This is a genomic window from Bartonella grahamii ATCC 700132, from assembly GCF_000518085.1.
Classification (GTDB): Bacteria; Pseudomonadota; Alphaproteobacteria; order Rhizobiales; family Rhizobiaceae; genus Bartonella; species Bartonella grahamii.
This window is the reverse complement of the sequence record NZ_JACX01000012.1, coordinates 46,342-64,340: the sequence shown is the minus strand read 5'-3', so window position 1 is coordinate 64,340 and position 17,999 is coordinate 46,342. Positions and strand designations below refer to the sequence as shown.

General features: G+C 36.5%; 20 protein-coding genes and 1 pseudogene. 5 read left to right on the top strand and 16 right to left on the bottom strand.

Translation table 11 applies throughout. The annotated features are described in order from the left end of the window. The 15 genes from U736_RS0105980 to U736_RS0105910 all read right to left on the bottom strand — a co-directional run. Positions 1-303, bottom strand: a 303-nt coding sequence (locus tag U736_RS0105980) for a type IV secretion system protein (protein ID WP_026500450.1), incomplete at its 3' end; no start/stop codon positions are given. A 189-nt stretch (positions 304-492) separates the two neighbouring features. Beyond that, a complete protein-coding gene (locus tag U736_RS0105975) occupies positions 493-1,251 on the bottom strand; it encodes a TrbJ/VirB5 family protein (protein WP_015857021.1) in 759 nt (252 codons plus the stop codon). Next, positions 1,248-3,719, bottom strand: a complete 2,472-nt coding sequence (locus tag U736_RS0105970; RefSeq protein WP_015857020.1) for a VirB4 family type IV secretion/conjugal transfer ATPase — start codon at positions 3,717-3,719, stop codon at positions 1,248-1,250. Before U736_RS0105970 ends, U736_RS0105975 begins: the two co-directional genes overlap by 4 nt. A gap of 2 nt (positions 3,720-3,721) precedes the next feature. After that, positions 3,722-4,030 carry a VirB3 family type IV secretion system protein gene (locus U736_RS0105965; RefSeq protein ID WP_015857019.1) on the bottom strand — a complete coding sequence of 103 codons (309 nt, stop codon included), beginning with the start codon at positions 4,028-4,030 and terminating at the stop codon, positions 3,722-3,724. Between the two features lie 12 nt (positions 4,031-4,042). Beyond that, on the bottom strand, positions 4,043-4,351 hold the full coding sequence (locus U736_RS0105960; RefSeq protein WP_015857018.1) for a hypothetical protein: 309 nt from the start codon (positions 4,349-4,351) through the stop codon (positions 4,043-4,045). Positions 4,352-4,476: 125 nt separating this feature from the next. Further along, positions 4,477-4,797 carry a VirB2 family type IV secretion system major pilin TrwL gene (gene trwL / locus U736_RS0105955; RefSeq protein WP_015857017.1) on the bottom strand — a complete coding sequence of 107 codons (321 nt, stop codon included), beginning with the start codon at positions 4,795-4,797 and terminating at the stop codon, positions 4,477-4,479. Positions 4,798-4,911: 114 nt separating this feature from the next. Next, positions 4,912-5,223 carry a VirB2 family type IV secretion system major pilin TrwL gene (gene trwL / locus U736_RS0105950; RefSeq protein ID WP_026500449.1) on the bottom strand — a complete coding sequence of 104 codons (312 nt, stop codon included), beginning with the start codon at positions 5,221-5,223 and terminating at the stop codon, positions 4,912-4,914. Between the two features lie 125 nt (positions 5,224-5,348). Continuing rightward, positions 5,349-5,669, bottom strand: a complete 321-nt coding sequence (gene trwL / locus U736_RS0105945; protein ID WP_026500448.1) for a VirB2 family type IV secretion system major pilin TrwL — start codon at positions 5,667-5,669, stop codon at positions 5,349-5,351. 56 nt (positions 5,670-5,725) lie between these two features. Then, the gene (gene trwL, locus U736_RS0105940; RefSeq protein ID WP_015857014.1) at positions 5,726-6,046 is read right to left on the bottom strand and encodes a VirB2 family type IV secretion system major pilin TrwL; all 321 of its coding nucleotides are present in this window, start codon (positions 6,044-6,046) and stop codon (positions 5,726-5,728) included. 124 nt (positions 6,047-6,170) lie between these two features. Continuing rightward, positions 6,171-6,488, bottom strand: a complete 318-nt coding sequence (trwL, locus tag U736_RS0105935; RefSeq protein ID WP_015857013.1) for a VirB2 family type IV secretion system major pilin TrwL — start codon at positions 6,486-6,488, stop codon at positions 6,171-6,173. 78 nt (positions 6,489-6,566) lie between these two features. Continuing rightward, positions 6,567-6,881 (bottom strand): VirB2 family type IV secretion system major pilin TrwL, encoded by a 315-nt coding sequence (gene trwL / locus U736_RS0105930; protein WP_026500447.1) that lies wholly within the window; start codon positions 6,879-6,881, stop codon positions 6,567-6,569. Between the two features lie 140 nt (positions 6,882-7,021). Then, positions 7,022-7,345 (bottom strand): VirB2 family type IV secretion system major pilin TrwL, encoded by a 324-nt coding sequence (gene trwL / locus U736_RS0105925; protein ID WP_015857011.1) that lies wholly within the window; start codon positions 7,343-7,345, stop codon positions 7,022-7,024. Then, the gene (gene korA, locus U736_RS0105920) at positions 7,308-7,607 is read right to left on the bottom strand and encodes a KorA family transcriptional regulator (RefSeq protein WP_015857010.1); all 300 of its coding nucleotides are present in this window, start codon (positions 7,605-7,607) and stop codon (positions 7,308-7,310) included. Before korA ends, trwL (U736_RS0105925) begins: the two co-directional genes overlap by 38 nt. A gap of 124 nt (positions 7,608-7,731) precedes the next feature. Next, entirely contained in the window at positions 7,732-8,364 is a 633-nt protein-coding gene (locus tag U736_RS0105915; RefSeq protein WP_026500446.1) for a lysozyme family protein, read from the bottom strand. Beyond that, complete coding sequence (locus tag U736_RS0105910; protein ID WP_026500445.1) at positions 8,364-8,978, bottom strand: hypothetical protein; 615 nt, start codon at positions 8,976-8,978, stop codon at positions 8,364-8,366. Before U736_RS0105910 ends, U736_RS0105915 begins: the two co-directional genes overlap by 1 nt. A gap of 128 nt (positions 8,979-9,106) precedes the next feature. Between U736_RS0105910 and U736_RS0105905 the strand changes: the two genes are divergently transcribed. Further along, positions 9,107-9,394: an H-NS histone family protein gene (locus U736_RS0105905; protein WP_015857007.1), complete on the top strand. Its 288-nt coding sequence runs from the start codon at positions 9,107-9,109 to the stop codon at positions 9,392-9,394. A gap of 1,526 nt (positions 9,395-10,920) precedes the next feature. Here U736_RS0105905 and U736_RS0105900 read toward each other — a convergent pair. Beyond that, positions 10,921-12,198, bottom strand: coding sequence for a ubiquinone biosynthesis hydroxylase (locus U736_RS0105900; protein ID WP_015857006.1), 1,278 nt, complete (start codon positions 12,196-12,198; stop codon positions 10,921-10,923). Between the two features lie 722 nt (positions 12,199-12,920). Between U736_RS0105900 and U736_RS0105890 the strand changes: the two genes are divergently transcribed. The 4 genes and pseudogenes from U736_RS0105890 to U736_RS0105875 all read left to right on the top strand — a co-directional run bounded on the left by U736_RS0105890 (position 12,921) and on the right by U736_RS0105875 (position 17,938). Next, entirely contained in the window at positions 12,921-15,362 is a 2,442-nt protein-coding gene (locus U736_RS0105890) for an FtsK/SpoIIIE family DNA translocase (RefSeq protein WP_015857005.1), read from the top strand. Positions 15,363-16,094: 732 nt separating this feature from the next. Further along, positions 16,095-16,368, top strand: a pseudogene (locus tag U736_RS13175) (DNA translocase FtsK); the annotation flags it as partial. Between the two features lie 121 nt (positions 16,369-16,489). Continuing rightward, positions 16,490-17,098, top strand: coding sequence for a LolA family protein (locus U736_RS0105880; protein ID WP_026500443.1), 609 nt, complete (start codon positions 16,490-16,492; stop codon positions 17,096-17,098). 30 nt (positions 17,099-17,128) lie between these two features. Beyond that, positions 17,129-17,938, top strand: coding sequence for an exodeoxyribonuclease III (locus U736_RS0105875; RefSeq protein WP_026500442.1), 810 nt, complete (start codon positions 17,129-17,131; stop codon positions 17,936-17,938). Positions 17,939-17,999 lie beyond the last annotated feature (61 nt).

Sequence of the window (17,999 nt, the reverse complement as noted above, 5' to 3'; positions counted from 1 at the left end):
CGCTTTTGATAACTCATGGGGCATTTGTATTATCAAATTGGCAATTTCATTCTGATAAAGTCCTGTGGTAAGAGCTATTGAAGTAATAATACTTATCCGTAGGAAACGATTTACAAATCCGGAGAGAGGCATATCTATAGCGCCACGAATGATGAGCCATCCATAGGTAATGAAAGCGATTGTGATACCGATTGATATAAAGGGCGTAATTGTAGCCGTTGTTTTTAAGGAAATATCCGTGACATATGTTTTTGTTATCTGATCAATTTTATTGAAAAGTTGCGTGAACACTGTAAAGTCCATGGAATTCCTCTTTAACGAATTTTCAACTTTTTATATGATTTTTAAGCATTTTTCGTTGAGTTTTTTAGGATAGAATTAAATTTCGTAGATCTTTTCAGTCTATGAGAGAGAACTGAATATTACGCACTAACCTTTGCTTTTTACGAGCATATAGGAAAAATAATACACGAAATATTGTTATAAAAAGCCTTATCTAATAAATCTTATGGTAGGCATTTTCGTGTTTTTACTATTCAAAATTTTTATGTTATGTTTGTCCTTCTGCTGTTTGATAAGTGTATATTCAGCATTGCGTAAATGTGTGACCATTTGTAATTTTGCTGTTTCATTTTGTAGCATAGCGAGCATTCCAATTATATGTGCTTGTAACTCAGCAATACTTTTTAGATCTTTTGTTGTCTTAATTTCGTTTAATAGTTCTTCAATTTGCTGAAAACGATTATTTGCTTCTTCAAAAGTCTTTAGACTTACGGCTTTATCAGTGATGGCTGCATATTGGCTACGCTTGTTGATAAAACTGCTAGATTCATGGACAGAGATAGGAATTTCTTCTTCTTTTAAAATATTTTTAAGTGATGTAGTTAGAGCAGAAGATTTATTTCTATTGTAGAGCGTCTCCGGATTTTTGAGAAAAAAACTGCTCTGATCTGTTTGTGCATTTTTAAGTTTTTTAGTGTCGAACTTTTGGTTTCCCGTTATAGACTCCTGTATCTTTTTTACTTCCTCAAGTTGTTTTTTTAGTGTTTCGAGAAGTGGGTCAGCTGGCGCTTCCTTTTGTTGTGGAGGTTCTTTAGGCGTTGTTTCACGTGACTTTCCAAAAAAATTGGGCCACGTCGTTGGAACTGTTGCTGACAAATCTGCCGCTCCAGCACCAAAAAACCAAGCCATGGCTGGGTCTGAAATCCCTAAAGTTATTACAACTACTATTGGAATGAGCTTTTTTTTCATGTTTCCCTCCTGTCATTTTTTGCGTGCTGTAAGAAAATTGGTAACCATATTGCCGGATCATCACCAACTTCCGCGATAATGCTTTCGGCTAATTCTGCGTTATCTGGTGTACCTGATAACACCAAGAGCTCGTCACTAAAGTCGTGTTCGATGGTTTTTCCACCGCTTGTCAGATGGAATTTACCAAGATTCAGTTCTGCAAGCGCAGATTGATCACCCTGCTTAATGAGGAATTGGCGACTAAACTCACCAAGTCCTTTAACGAGTTCAAATTCTGTATCTGTTAGTTTAAAGCCTTTTGTATAATCTTCATAGTTTGCCTTGGGGTTGGCTAGAAAAATGTAAGTCGCACACTGTTGAATGAGTGTTTTGGCAATATTACTTTCCAAGGCATCGCTAGGCTCTTGTGTTGCGTAAACAAAAATACCATTTTGTTTACGGATAGTCTTTTGCTTATTTTTCGCCAAATCTTCAAAGTACGGATCTTGCAAAGGCTTCCAAAACTCATCAAAGATATACATAAATCGCTGTCCGCTAATCATGCCTTCTGTGCGGTAAAGCAAATACATCATCACTGGGGTGCGAGTTTCAAAATTATCTAAAAATTCCGTGATATCAAAGCCGTAAATTTGATGTGTTGAGAGATCAAGAGCATCATGGGGATTATCAAATAACCATCCATAATCACCACCTTCACACCATTTTAGTAAGCGAGCATGAACAGATGGGTGAGCATTATAATCACTTAAACGTGGATTTGGTAAAAATTGTATCAGAAAGGACAAACGACGGAGTGATTGGTCAATGTTACTGCTCATAACAGACATAACCGCTTTGTTAATTTCTTCCTCGTCGTGATGCGTGACCTCACCACCAGCTTCTGCTAATTTTTTAACAAATTGTTTCAGAAAAATCAGATTTTCTTGTGTGGGTGGGAGTTGGAAAGGATTGAAACCACTTTTCCTGCCTGGCTTGAATGTTAAATATTTTCCACCCATCGCTCGAATGGCAATTTCCATACCACGATCTTTATCAAAAACAACCGTTGTCGGCTTAAATTTTTGTGCTTGTGCTACCAAAAAGCCGAGTAATACGGTTTTACCGGAACCAGATTGTCCGATAAGTGCGGTATTACCGAGCAAACGTTTATCTGTTGAGTCCTCTTCAAGTTTGGAGGCATGAAAGTTGAAATAAAGCGGTGTTTTACTGGTTGTTTTAAGAATTGTGACGGCTGGACCCCATGGGTTGCCAGTGGGTTTTCCTGACATAAAATTATGAAAAGATGAAAATGACAAAAAGTTCAATGATGTAATCGGGGCAGGACGTGGTCTCCATTTCCAATTGCCAGGAAGTTGTGCCCAATAGCCAGCCTCTATCGCTAAGTCTACAGGTTTGGGCAGTACCGCAACGTCTAGTAATGCTGCACTTGCTTTAGCCATATGGTCGCGAACTTGTTGAATTGTATTACCATAGATAGTCAATGTGCAGTGATGTTCTCCCATGACAAAATGCCCGCTAATAAGCTGGTTTAGTGCTTCGTCAATTTGTTCAATTTGGCTCGTTGCCACATCTCGTGCATCAATAAGGTTACGCTGATGTCGTTGTAAATAGTCTTTAGCAGCATGTCGGGAGAGCACCGAAAAGCTCTGCGTCAATACGAACTCGAAGTCACTTTCCAACAAAACATTTAATTGTCCTGGTTTGGTTGTTGCATCATATTCTTTAATTTCCAGCATTCCAAATCGACGCATTCCACTGGTTGTTCGCAATTCACCAAGAGCACCCCATTTTGAGAAAAAAGGCCGATTGATAGACATATAGTCAGAAAAACGGTCATGGCAAATTGGCATGGGGCGATATTCACCATTGACAAGCATTCCAAGGAACTCAAGTGCAGAAGAATAAGCATGCCCATTTTTTTCATAAGCACCAAGAAGTTCTGCACCGTAACGGTTTAAAGATTGGCCTAAAGTACGATTGATGTCATTGAGTTCTTTAATACATGAGTCTTGTCGCATCTTTTTTTGATCAAGCGTTTCACGTTCATGTTTAGAAAAGAACGACATAATTTTATCCGCTATCGGTTGAAAAATGACAGTTAGATATAAATCATTGACCATCAAATTATAACCAGTAAAGCTTTGCCGATATTTTTCATCAAGTTGATAGCAAAACATTTGATCAAATGTTGAATCAGGATATTCATAAACACGGCGACGCACAATATGTGTCCAAAATGATAAATTGGCTGATGCAATACCCCGTAGAGTATTGTTAAGCTCTTTTATCCATTGAAAAATATCTTCTTCTGAAGCGCTTTGATGTGAACGCCCGTCAATCTTCCAAATCGATAAATATTCCGCATTTTTAGTAGAGATAATCGTATCTGTAATATGATGTGAATAAGGCAGAAACAGGCTTACAGGTGTCTCTGATGCAAGGCGTTTGCTACTTTCAACAGCTGTCATGTTTATCTCCTTTTACTATAATCAGAGGGACTATAACTTGATGCGCCCCAGAAACCTTTGTTGCGATTGCGAAATTTAGTATCGATCCATAACCACCAGATACGAAACGCCTTATCATCGTTTTTAGTAATTTGCACCATAATGAACCATAGTGGAGGTGCTATAATCCACAAAAAGATACTTACTGTCATGGCAATAACAGCGACCCCCATAACCATAACGATAAATGGCATCATGGGGACACCCCATATAGTTGGAACACGTGTTGCTCCTTTGAATAGGGGGAATTCTTTTTGTTCTTGTGATTTCATAGAGTGCTCTTGTCAGTGGAGGTGAAATAATATGTGGCTAATATAAAAGGCTGCACCAGCAATAATGACACTGAAGGCCCATCGCATAAATGTAGCTCTTGCGATGATGCGAAATATATAAATAAGCAAAAGTAATAAAAGAATGACAGCAGCAACAATAGGAATAATTATACTTAATCCATATTGCATTCCTATAAAAACATCTAAACTCTTTGTTTCCGTCTGAGCATATGCAGATTGAATTATTAATAACATAACTGAAGTGATAAAAATAGCACTAATCTTACATATTTTTGATTGAAGCGTATTTAATTGTTTCATATCTTTTATCCCCTTTTAATTAAAGTTGCTATAAATAATATTCCTTTTTTTGTAGTATGAGCGACATTATTACTGGTACAAATCTATAATCGACGAATATTAAAAACATTACGTATTATACTAATTTATGCATTACCTGTAAATAGCAGTTTAGCAAGTTGGGTTGCAGAACCTGCGATGACAACACCAATTGCCCACCGTATAAATGTATCTCTTTCAATGTATCGTCCTGCGTAACCAATTGCTAAGCACAGAAGTATAACAGCAGCAGCAACAGGAATAATGTTATCAATAAGATCTTTTTGTAGAGCATTTAGAGCTTTTTCAGCAGGACCTAATTTTGCATTTGCATATGCAGACTGTGTTATAAAAAAGGCGCTTATAGCTGCAGAAATTACAATAATTTTGTTATTATTTTTTAATTTAAGATTAATTATTTTTTTCATATTTTACTCTTATGAATACTTTGTATATTTTTAATATCAACGAAATATCACATAATATGTTTAAATTTATCAAACATAAATTCTCACATTAGAAACATTATGTGTTATAAAGACTCACACTTGACCCTTGAATAACAGACTCGCAAGTTGGGTTGCTGAGCCAGCGACGATAACACCGATTGCCCATCGTACAAATGTATCTTTTCCGATGTAGCGGCCTGCGTAACCAATTGCTAAGCACAAAAGTATAACAGCAGCTGCAACAGGAATAATATGAGTAGTAAGATCTGTTTGCAGAGCCTTTAAAGCATCTTCAGCTTTTAGTTTTGCGTTCGCAGGATGTGCTATAAAAAATACACTTATAGCTGCAGAAATTGCTGTGATTCTGTTGTTATTTTTTAATTGGAAATTAATTATTTTTTTCATATCTTACTCTTAATTAATGCTCTTTAGTACTTTGTATTTATCATTATAAAGCATATAAGATTCTTGTATCTTTAAATTTATCAAACATAAATTCTCACATTAGAAACATTATGCGTTATATAGACTTACGCTTGACCCGTGAATAGCAGTTTAGCAAGTTGGGTTGCTGAGCCAGCGACGATAACACCGATTGCCCATCGTACGAATGTATCTCTTCCGATATAGCGCCCTGCATAACCAATTGCTAAGCACAAAAGTATAACAGCAGCAGCAACAGGAATAATATGAGTAGTAAGATCCGTTTGTAGAGCTGTTAAAGCATCTTTAGCTTTTAAAGCTTGCGCTTGGGAATGTACAGGATGAGCCATAAAAAATATAACTACAGCTGCAGAAATTGCTGCGACTTTGTTGTTACTTTTTGGTTGAAGGTTAATTAATTTTCGCATATTTCTCTCATTAAGATTATAAATAACATTTTGTATTATAGTTTTCATCTTTAATTTTAATTAACTGCACCTGTGAATAACAGCTTAGCAAGCTGGGTTGCTGATCCAGCGATGACAACGCCGATTGCCCATCGTATAAATGTATCCCTTTCAATGTAGCGTCCTGCGTAACCAATTGCTAAGCACAAAAGTATAACAGCAGCAGCAACAGGAATAATATTTTTAACAAGATCATCCTGCAGAGCATCTAAAGCAGTTTTTGCATTTGTTAATTTTACTTGAGCATACACAGGATCGCTAATAAAAAATGCAGTTATAGCAGCAGAAATTGTGATAATTTGATTATTATTTTTCTGGAAATTAGTTAATTTTCTCATATTTAGCTTCATTGATTTATCATAAATATTTTTCTACGAAATAAGAAACAATTTCATTGATGCGTAATGAAGGCATTGAAATCCAAAGTTTCTTTTACAAAAAATATTTCATATTCCAAAAGATTTATGTAGTTTTAAATAATAAATTGGCAAGTTCAGCTGCTGAACCTGCGATAACAACACCGATACCCCACCGTACAAATGTGTCTTTTCCAATGTAGCGTCCTGCATAGCCAATTGCTAAGCACAACAGTATAACGGCAGCAGCAATAGGGATAAGCGTTTTTAAGTCTGTTTGGAGTGCAGTTAAAGCGTTATTTGCAGGAGTTAAAACTACTGCTTGGGCTAACATAGGATTGGCCATAAAAAAGACAGCTGAAGCTGCAGAGCTTTTAATGGTTTTATTACGAATTATTCTCTGAATGATATTTAATTGTTTCATATTGTTTATCTCAATTTAGATTTCTCTTTAGAATAAAAAATATTTTATACAGCATGACTTTAATAGTCATTCTCATTACTAGCTTTTAAATAACAAATTGGCAAGTTCAGCTGCTGAACCAGCGACAACAACACCGATACCCCACCGTACAAATGTGTCTTTTCCAATGTAGCGTCCTGCATAACCAATTGCTAAGCACAAAAGTATCACGGCAGCAGCAATAGGGATAATCACTTTCAAGTCTGTTTGGAGAGCAGTTAAAGCTTTGTTGGCAGGATCTAAAACTACTGCTTGGGCTAACACAGGATTGACCATACAAAATACAGTTAAAGCTGCAGAGGTTTTAGTAGCTTTATTCCAAATTATTGTTTGAAGAGTTTTTAATTGTTTCATATTGTTTATTCCAATTTAGATTACAGTTGGTATAAATAATCTCTTTTTTCGATATAGTTCTTTATTGCACTAAATAAAAAAACAGAAATCTAAATTTCTTTATTTCATTAAAGAAATATTTCATTTTTTTAATAGATTTATCAGGGGTTTTTAAATAACAACTCAGCAAGTTCAGTTGCTGAACCAGCGATAACGACACCAATTGCCCACCGTACGAATGTATCTCTTCCGATATAGCGCCCTGCATAACCAATTGCTAAGCACAAAAGTATAACGGCAGCAGCGATAGGGATAATCGCTTTTAAATCTGTTTGAAGCAGCCCTAAAGCTTTTTTTGCAGGATCTAAACCCGCTGCTTGGGCTTGTGCATGAGCAGAATCACCCATAAAAAATACGGTTAAAGCTGCAGAAAATAAAGCAATTTTATTACGAGCTGTTGTGTGAAGAATATTTAATTGTTTCATGTTCTTTATCCTGATTAAGATTAAAACTCCCACAAATGACCCCTCGTTCATGAAGAAACTTAAAGAGATATTTTGGATCAGCCCAAGTTCTTAATTTTCCTCTTTGTGTAAGTAACGTATATTTATTTGGCTTTCCGGTGATTGGATCATCGGAAATAAACGTAAAATACCATTCCCTTTCTGAAAGCATCACAACTGTAATCTCACGTGCTGCTTTTTGACTAAATGCTATATCAACGCTGTTTTGTTCTATCATTTTCATTATATTTGCCCTCAATTAGAAGAGATTTTGTCAAATCTTACTAATTAGAGCTTTAACATTTTCTTATCTACCTTTCATTACAATATCCTATCAAAATTCTAGAGTTTCGTGAAAATATCAGCTGTCACTCTAGCGAGCCTCTCGATGAAGAAGAATCTTCAACCGAAAAAGCATCGCTGGTACCACTTTCTTTATGTGTAAATGCATCTTCTTCTCCCTTTGAAGAGAGAGGAAGAGAATCTACGTTAGTTGTCTGTTCTGGTTCTTCTTTTTTAAGCTTTACAGGCTCCTGCAAATCTTCATTTTCCTGTACGACAGCTTTTACTCCAATATATGAAGTAACTTTCTGTATAGAGGTGTGGTTTGAGTTTTCTGTGTTGTAAAAATTTAGCACAGATTGCAAAGTCGCTTTTTCAAAGATGCACTTTGATGTTGTTTGTTCATAGCAGTAAGTCAAAGCGCTTTGCACAGCTGTAAGATTTCTACAAAAACCAAATGCATCAAAAAGAGAAAACAATTTCACATTTCCAACACCAATTTGCCCTAAAATTATGTTAAAATTATGTTTGCTCTGTCCAAACTGTTCAGTTGTTGCGATTGTTTCCTTAAGCTGAGATGATTGATAGAAGAAGTTATCTTTATCATCTGTTACATAGATACTGTCCCGCGCTTCTTGTTCGGCGATAACTGAAAATGTTATGGGAGGTGTATTGGATATGTACGCAGCAGCAAAAAATGTGAAATCTGGAACAATCATTAGCAATACACCTTATTATGAAGAATTCTATTAATACAAATGCTAATTCTTTGTGGTGCTTTTTCTCGTTGCTTTTTGATTTTATAAATTTGCAGAACAAGATTGTTTAGCTTAGAATATTCCTTGTGATTATTGTTTTGTTCTCTTCTAAGAATATTTCTAATATATGCGAATATCCAACCAACAAGATAAAAGTGTGGGATAAAATAGAGCACATTACGCCAACCAATATTATTGGAACCACGAAAAAAGGTGCTGCTTTTAAAAAATAATAATCTTTGATACTGTATTGAAGTTGCTTGTTTTATATAATTTTTTAGTTGCAAAAATCTTTTCAAAAAAAATTTATACGAAGTAAAAAGCCGTTGTGTATGAGGGAAGGTTTTATTGTCATAATGAACTACACTATCATTATACAGAGAGGGCTTGTTCTTTGTTGCGTATTGCCATAACTTATAGAGTGACGATTTATATTTACTTTTGACTACTGATTCATGAGAGTCAGAGAGGTGTGATGGTGTTTGAGCACTGCATTTAGTAGTTCCAGCGATTGAGCTGAAAAAAGATGCAGTGATGGTAATTGATGTACCAATAAACAGTTCTTTTTGGTCCAAAGCACATCTCCGTCAAAGTGATATATGTATCGTAATTTTAATTTCGATAATAAATAGACAGAAATTGTCTATAATTGTGTTTAAAATATGGCAAGAAAAGATTCTTTTTTGCAAGGGGAGTAATTAAGGTGAATGATCTCAAAAATATGAATTTTGATGAACTACAAGAGATGCGTACACAAATCGATGTGGAATTAAAAAAACGGCAAGCAAAGGAAAAGCAAAATGCGCGACGAAAAATTCTTGAAATTGCTAATGCCCATGGAATTGATATCGCTGATCTTGTGAGCAAAGAGCGCCATTATAGAAATCCCAATAACCAATGGGAATTATGGAATGGGCGTGGACGTAGACCTAAATGGATTAAAGAGTGGTTGGAGAATGGGTATACACTTGATGAACTTGAAGTAACATAACACGTGTGCGATATTTACAAGATAAGGGAATACCAAGGAATGTAAATGCAAGAAGTATGCTCTTTTGGGTAATTTGATTGTATAAACATACTGAACGAATATATTAAAGTATTGAGTGATCAAATAAAATGATAGGGGGCATGAATAAATGTATTTAAGTGAAAAAGTCTTGTTGTTATAATCTGGCAAGCATAATGATGATGCCGGATTAAAATATTGTAATTGCTTTTGGCATTTGAGAGAGGGGGATATTTTACTTCTTTTTATAGTTTTATTGACTCTTTACAAACATAGTCGAAATGAGAATAATTTATTGCATAGGGATTTTCACTCAATATGTAAAATGATAATTTTATCAATTAATATGTTAATAAATTAGCATACTTATATTTTTGAAATATTGTTCTGTAGAATAAGCCTGATGTTATAGATTTTGTTTAGTCTTTTTTCTATAAGATTATATATGAAGCATTTGCGTTATTTATCGTTCGTTTTGTTGAGATGATAGAGTGTGTGGGAAATGAAAAATTTCTATGGCTGTTATGGGTTTTATAGAATTTATGACATATTTCTGAGCGCTTGTGATTAAAATTCATTTATGAGCATTTATGAATAATGAATAAAGAGCATATTTGAAAATAAAAGGATTGAGTCATTTCTATTGCGGTTTATCTTCTTTTATGGTGTGAAATAGGGGGTGATATGCAAGTTTACAATTGTGTGTGATGGTATAGAGTACGGAACACTTTGTTATATATTAGAATATTTTTTCTAAAATCGTGTGATATTCCACAATAAGTTAAAGGGTTTGTCTGAGGAACAGAATACCTCAAACGGGATACAGTTGTGTTACCAATTTACGCGCTTTTTTTAAAAGAAAAATTTTTCAATGCAACGAAGCTTATTTTATGGCGCTTCTCGTGAATAGTATAACGTAAAAATCCCTATAATTACATAAAATCCATTTTGTACACTAGCATTTTTATTTCAATAAAAAATATAAGCCGGCGTCATTATACACTTTACTCGCTTCCAATGTTACTAAAGCCCTTAGTACTTGAGAGGGTAAGGCTTTTTATTGCTGTTTTTATTTATACGACACTCCCGCTTGTGATGTGCAAGTGAATGATTTTGATTGCTTCAACATGAGAGAGATTTGAATTAAGGGTATTTTATGATCGTTAGATTTCTCACTCAATATGATAACAATGAATTTATTATTATAAATAAAATGTTGTGTGCTAAAAAGTCTTGTTTATTTCGTTATGACGTGAAATGGTTTCTTTTAAGGTGTGGTGATATAAGGCAACCTCTTTGAGACATTATTTTTCAGTGCGTGGTGAATATTCTTAGAATGTATCTCGCTTGTCGAGTCTTATGTTAAGTGAAATATGGGAGGAGGAAGTCAAGAGAAAATTACTCGACAGGAATCTGGTTTGTAAACAGATTGGATGAGATAGGAATTTTTTGTTCTTTGAAGGAGGGAGGCAAAGGTTGTAAAAAAGTGAAATAGGATGAATTTTTGCTTAAAGTGGGAAGCCGTGTAGAAGACGTGGAGCATTGGGAGTGAGACCAGAAGCTTCTTGAATGAAGTATTTTTTTATTTTTGGCGTTTGATTAACGATACCAAGGCCGGTATCGCGGAGCATCCGTAAAAGAAGGCTATCATTAGAAAAGAGTTTATTAAGCCAATCATTGCTTAAAGCCATACGGACAACTTCAAAACGTCTCCAGCTTTGATAGCGCTCTAAAGCAGTGAGGGAGCCAATGTCAAGACCTAGTCGCGCTGTTTCAATAATCACTTCAGCGAGGGCAGCGCTATCGCGTAATCCTAAATTGAGTCCTTGTCCTGCAATGGGGTGGATGGTATGGGCGGCATCGCCAACGAGAGCAAAACGTGGTTTAACGCATTGACGTGTTAAAGAAAGACTCAAAGGAAAAGCTTGACGTTCGCCATTCCAAGAGAGTTTGCCTAATCGATGGCCAATGCGTCTTTCGAGTTCTGTTTCAAAAATAAGGGCATTAGCTTTGAGATAATATTGCGCAGTTTTATGATCTTCATTCCACACAATGGCAGATCGGTTGCCTTTGAGAGGGAGAAGAGCAAAAGGACCGGCAGGTAAAAAATGTTGAATTGCTTGACCATTATGGGGTTTTTCATGTTCAACTGTACAGATGATTGCTGTTTGTTTATAGGGATGAGAAAAGTTTTTAAGACCTGCTTTTTGGCGTAATTTCGAATGGGCTCCGTCGGCTGCAATAAGCAATTTTGTTTGCCAAACCTCTTCATTATTTAAAGTGACGGTTTTATGTTGGTCTTCTTGATGAAAATCAATGACACGCGTGTTTGCAATAACAGGGATATTGAGATCTTTGACACGTTTTTTTAAAGTGTTGATGAGTTCTCTCTGCTCTACCATAGCAGCAAAGGGCTCACCAGGGTTAATGTCGCCTTCAAAGGTTAAAAGGGTGGGTTTGACAGGGTCACTTGTGCTTGTATCTGTGATGATCATTGAATGAATGGGTTGCGCATAGGGTTTTATAGGTTCCCAACATTGTAATTGTTTTAACATACGAATAGAAGCAGCAGCAAGGGCAATGGTTCGTATGTTAGAAGCAGGAGTATCTTCTTGTGGAGCAGCATCAACGATTTTTATTTTCAGATTAGGGGCTGTTTGCTTGAGTGCTATCGCTAAGGTTAAACCGACAGCCGCTCCCCCTGCAATGAGAAGATCACATTGTTTTGTTTTATGAGATTTAATTTTTTTATTGGGTTGTACGTCTTTATTGCGATTAGAACACACAATACTTCTTCCATTGTTTACAGTTTGCTTTCTTTTAAAAAGAATATCTTTTTAAATTGCCTAAAATATCTTAACGTTTACTTTTCTTTCTGCTTTACAAAAACGAGGTTCTTTTTTGGCGCCAATCTGATGACAGATTGGTTTTTCAGAGTTCTTCTGCTTCATCATTTATGTGATTCATTTTACAGATTTATCGGATAAGCTTTTTTGAATGTCCTCTTCAATTCTTTTTACACTTGGTTGATAAAAAAGAAAACTAAAAATAAACAAAGATGGTCGTATATTTTTTAAGTTGTATGAGTGTACTTTAGTATGCCTGTTCTGAAGGGGGATATTTAGTTAGTATGATAGATAAAAAATTGTGTTCATTCGTGATGGTTAAAACAGTATTAATATTTTGCCGTTATCATGATGTAGCGTAAAAAACATCATCTGTTTAGGAAGGTGCCTATAGGACCCATGTAAAACTTTACACATGAGGTGTTTTTTGGTTGGTCGTGTGATAAATATCCTAGGAGAGCTTTTTGTGTGCCTTATGAAGGATAGTCTCTTAGGGTGGTGATATATGAAGTGGTTAGAAGGTAGAACGCGCTAGATAAGACGTCGGATTGTTTACAGGCTATTTGTTTACAGATCGGTATAGAGTTTAAGCTTCATCCTTTTTTTAAGAGAGAGAGTTATAACTCTTTAAAATATGAAAATTTTGTATTTGGAATTGATAGATGCACCGAAGTTCTTCTCCTTATGATTCATTAGAAGTGCGAAATTCTCAAGGTTCGCGTCTTATTGAGATGTTTTTACGTCAGATAGGGGTATTTATTGGGCTTGGGCTTTTGGGCTTTATTATTTTTTGTGTGTTTGCTTTGGCGACGTGGAATGTTGAGGATCCATCTTTAACCCATGCAAGTACAAATGAGGTTACAAACCTTATGGGGTGGATGGGGGCAATTTTTTCAGATTTTATTATGCAGTTTTTTGGCTTGGCAAGTCTTGCTGTTTTGTTGCCGCCATTATTTTGGTCTTTTCTCTTGTTGGCGCAAAAGAATATCTACAATTTGACTTTGCGCTTTTTTTTATGGTTGCTATCAACGATTTGTTTTTTAATTGCTTTTGCCCTTATGTCACCTGTTGCTTCTTTTACTTATTGGCCATTGCCAATGGGATTGGGAGGGGTTTTAGGAGATAAAGCTTTAAGTGTTGCTTCTTCAGTCTTTCCTCTTTTTCTTTCTCCTCTTTACACGGTGTTTTTCAGTGTTGTTTTTATTCTTTTAGGTTTTTTCACTGCTGCTTTTGCTGGCAATGTGATATGGCGGCGTCGAACAAAGAAAAGAAAAGAAAAAAGCATTCCAAAAGACGCAATCGTTAATCCAGTTTTTGAATTGGAAGAAGATACGGAATATGCTGCAGAGGATGATCGTGAAAATCATGGTTTTTTTGCGACAACTTTTGGCGCTCTTTTACATCTTTTTTATTTTTTACAAGCGCGTTTCTTTCGTTTGTTCTGTTTCAAAAGCCGTTTTCAGAGTAAGGGGCAAGGAAAGTCATTTGATCGGATTGAGCCAACTTTTTTGGGTGAAAAAGTAAAGTGTGAGGAAAATCAAAATAAAGCCTATGTTTCTCCTGTTAAAAATCGAAAGTCTTTAACAGCTTCTTCAAATGGTGGTTTTGTTCTTCCTCTTGTAGATTATCTTTCGGTTCCACCACCGTCTGTTAGGGAGGCAAAACTTTCTCCTGCTGTTTTAAGAGCAAATTCTCAGGAACTTGAAGGGGTTTTGTTAGATTTTGGAGTCAAGGGGCAAATTATTGATGCTTGTCCTGGACCGGTGGTAACTTTGTATGAATTTGAACCGGCTGCCGGCATTAAGTCTTCCCGTATCATTGGTTTGGCAGATGATATTGCACGCTCGATGCGTGCGATTTCGGCGCGTGTTGCGGTGGTTCCAGGACGTAATGTGATTGGAATAGAATTGCCCAATGCAAAGCGTGAGATGGTTTATTTACGAGAAATGTTGCAGGCGCAGGAATTTATTGAAAGCAAAGCAAAATTAGGGCTTGCTTTGGGTAAGACAATCGGGGGGGAAGCTGTTATTGCAGATTTAGCAAAAATGCCCCATCTTTTGGTTGCTGGTACAACAGGATCGGGAAAGTCTGTTGCTATCAATACAATGATTTTATCATTGCTGTATCGGATGACACCTGAACAATGTCGTCTCATTATGGTGGACCCGAAAATGCTTGAGCTTTCGGTTTATGATGGCATTCCTCATTTATTAACGCCCGTGGTGACAGATCCTAAAAAAGCCGTGATTGCTTTAAAGTGGGCTGTTCGTGAAATGGAAGAGCGCTATAGTAAAATGTCAAAACTGGGTGTTCGTAATATTGATGGGTTTAATGCGCGCCTCAAGGAGTCAGAAGGTCAAGGAGAGACAATGGTGCGTACAATTCAAGTGGGCTTTGATCATGAAACTGGTGAGCCTCTTTATGAAACGGAAACACTTGATTTTAGTCCTATGCCCTATATTGTTGTTATTATTGATGAAATGGCTGATTTGATGATGGTTGCTGGTAAAGATATTGAAGGCGCAGTTCAACGCTTGGCACAAATGGCACGTGCTGCCGGTATCCACGTGATTATGGCGACCCAGCGTCCTTCCGTCGATGTTATTACTGGGACGATCAAAGCCAATTTTCCTACACGTATTTCTTTTTCTGTGAGTTCAAAAATTGATAGCCGAACAATTTTGGGCGAACAGGGAGCTGAGCAATTATTGGGACAAGGAGATATGCTCTTTATGATGGGAGGAGGACGTGTTCAACGTGTGCATGGTCCTTTTGTTGCGGATGATGAAGTGGAGCAGGTTGTTGCGCATCTCAAAGCGCAAGCACGACCTGATTATTTGGAAACAATTACGCAAGAAGTTGAAGAGGATGGTGCTGATGTTTCTTTGGCTTCTCCTTCAGAAGATGATCCCTATAGTCAAGCTGTTGCTATTGTGCTTCGTGATCGTAAGGCTTCGACCTCTTATATTCAACGCCGTTTAGGCATTGGTTATAACCGTGCTGCGACATTGATTGAGAGGATGGAAGAAGAAGGTATCATTAGTCCAGCAAATCACGCAGGGAAACGAGAAATCTTAGTGCCTGCCGAAGAAGAACGCTTTTGAAAAATCTTTATAGTTGTTTTTATAATATCTTATAAAACAAGTGTTTATTCCACTTTATCGTAGAAATTCTGCATTTTCATACACCAGCTCTCGATTTGCGATAGCTCCTTGGCACTTGAGACTCTTTATAAAGGATTCTTTTTATAAAGGATTCTTTATCTTATATAACTTTTATCCACACACCAACCTTGCTTGTAACGTGCAAGCAAATGATTTGAATTGATTCGATATGAGAAAGTATGTGATGAGAGAATCTTCCTGTATTTGGCGTTATGATTTAAGTTAAAAAGATAATTTATTATAAATCAATATCTTGGTATAAAATAATGTCATTGCGAGTGTAGGGGTATAAAAGCATGTAAGGCTTGATATTTAAGTGTTTTTTTAAGTGCACTCTAAATATTTAGGGCAAGGCTTATCTGTCGAGCCTTATATAAATGAATCATATGGGGCGGGAAGCCAAGTGAAATCTGCTAAACTCCAAATTGTTTACAGGCTGGTTCGGGTGAAAATTTTTATTCTTTTGGATTGGAAGGAAGTCAAAAAAGCATTTTTGCCACTTAAAAGAGTTTTCAGGTTCGCGAGCAATATATGTTTAGTACTTAATCCGTTATGTATTGACTATAATCTATGTTGCTTCACAGATTAGGGGTGGGAAGAATATATTATGCGTTTAGAAAATCAGCAGAAAAGCGGGAAATTTGAATGCTTTCGGAAACTTAAACGCAGACTGATTATTTGGAAATGATACCGCAAGAGATCGCAAGAAATAAAGAAGGATGTTTCTTTAGTTTTTTCTTTAGCAGATGATTCCTATTGTCAACCTATTGCTATTGTGCTTCGTGATGGTAAAGCTTCGACCTCTTATATTCAACGTCGTTTAGGCATTGGTTATAACCGTGCCGCAACATTTATTGAAAGGATGGAAGGAGAAGGCATTATTAGTCCAGCAAATGATGTGGGTAAGCGGAAAGTTTTGGGGACGGTCGAAGAAGAATGCTTTTAAAAATCTTTTGATAGTTTTTTCAAACAATATCGTTATCTTATAAAGAAGGGTATTTATTCATCGTTGATTACTTAAGTTATAAATTATAAAGTCAATTAAGTATTGTTTGGGAGCATTTTTTATGAAAACGTCTTTTTTGCCGCAAAGAGGAGTCTTTGGGTTGGTGGGAATTATTATCTTTTGGTGTTTAACTTTTCCTGTTTTTTCGCAAGCGTCTAATAAAGTGATAAAGGCGCAAAATGTTGTAAATCACTTTGCGGCAATCAAAACAATGACAGGTGATTTTATTCAGTTTAGTCCAAAGGGGAAAATGTCTCAGGGGACATTTTATTTAGAGCGTCCAGGGAAAATTCGTTTCATTTACAAAAAAATGCCCTTACAGATTATTGCAGATGGTCAATTTGTAGGTATTAACAATCGGGCTTTGAATACTTGGAACTTTTCACAACTTTCGCAAACGCCAATGAAGTTTCTGTTGGGTGATAAAATTGATGTATCTTCTGGGCGTTTATTGGCATTTCGCGAAGATCCAGGGGCTGTGACGATTGTTTTGCGTGATAAAACGATTGGGGCAGGGCAAATAAGGATGGTTTTTGATTCTAAAGGCTCTGCTTTGCGGCAGTGGACAATTGTTGACCAACAAAATTTGGAAACTACTGTGCAGATTATGAATGTACGGACAGACGTCCGTTTTGCTAATGGAATGTTTGCACTTCCTTCGAAGAAATAGTGCGGTGTTGTTTCATTGGGATTGAAATGGATGTTATTTCGTATTGCAACTTGGAATATTAATTCTATTCGTTTGCGTCTTGCACAGGTTTTTCAGTATTTGGAACTCTTTTCCGCAGATGTTTTGTGTCTACAGGAAACAAAGTGTCCAGATGCTTTATTTCCAGTGGGGGCTTTTGAAGCAGCGGGTTATAAGCATATCGCATTGAGTGGACAAAAATCTTATAACGGGGTGGCTATTGTTTCTCGTTTGCCTTTTAAAAAGGTAGAAAAGCGTTTCTTTTGCCAAAACCAAGATTGTCGCTATATCTCAGTTATTGTGGAAGCCCATGGGAGAAACTTGCGGATTCATAATTTTTATGTTCCTGCTGGGGGAGATATTCCTGATGCTGATGTGAATGAAAAATTTCGGCATAAGCTTGATTTTTTAGAAGAAATGTCTTCCATACGTGCGGATCAAGGAGATGGTCTTTCTTCTCTTTTGGTGGGCGATTTAAATATTGCTCCTTTGGCAGAGGATGTTTGGTCTCATCAGCAGTTGTTGAAGGTTGTAAGCCATACTCCCATTGAAACCGAACGTTTACAGGACTTGTGTTGTCAAGGTGGATGGGTTGATCTGATGCGGTTACATATCCCTGTTCCTACCAAGCTTTACACATGGTGGAGTTATCGTGCACGCGATTGGGCATTTACCGATTATGGGCGGCGGCTTGACCATATTTGGTCTTCTCCTGATTTAGCACCTTTTGTTGTAGATCTTTCGATTTTTCGTGATGCGCGCGGATGGGAACGTCCTTCAGATCATATTCCTGTGCAAACTGTATTTGATTTTTCACGTTAAGTTTGAAATAAGAAGTAAATAAAGTATTAATATTAAATAATGATTCTGAAAGAATGCGGGA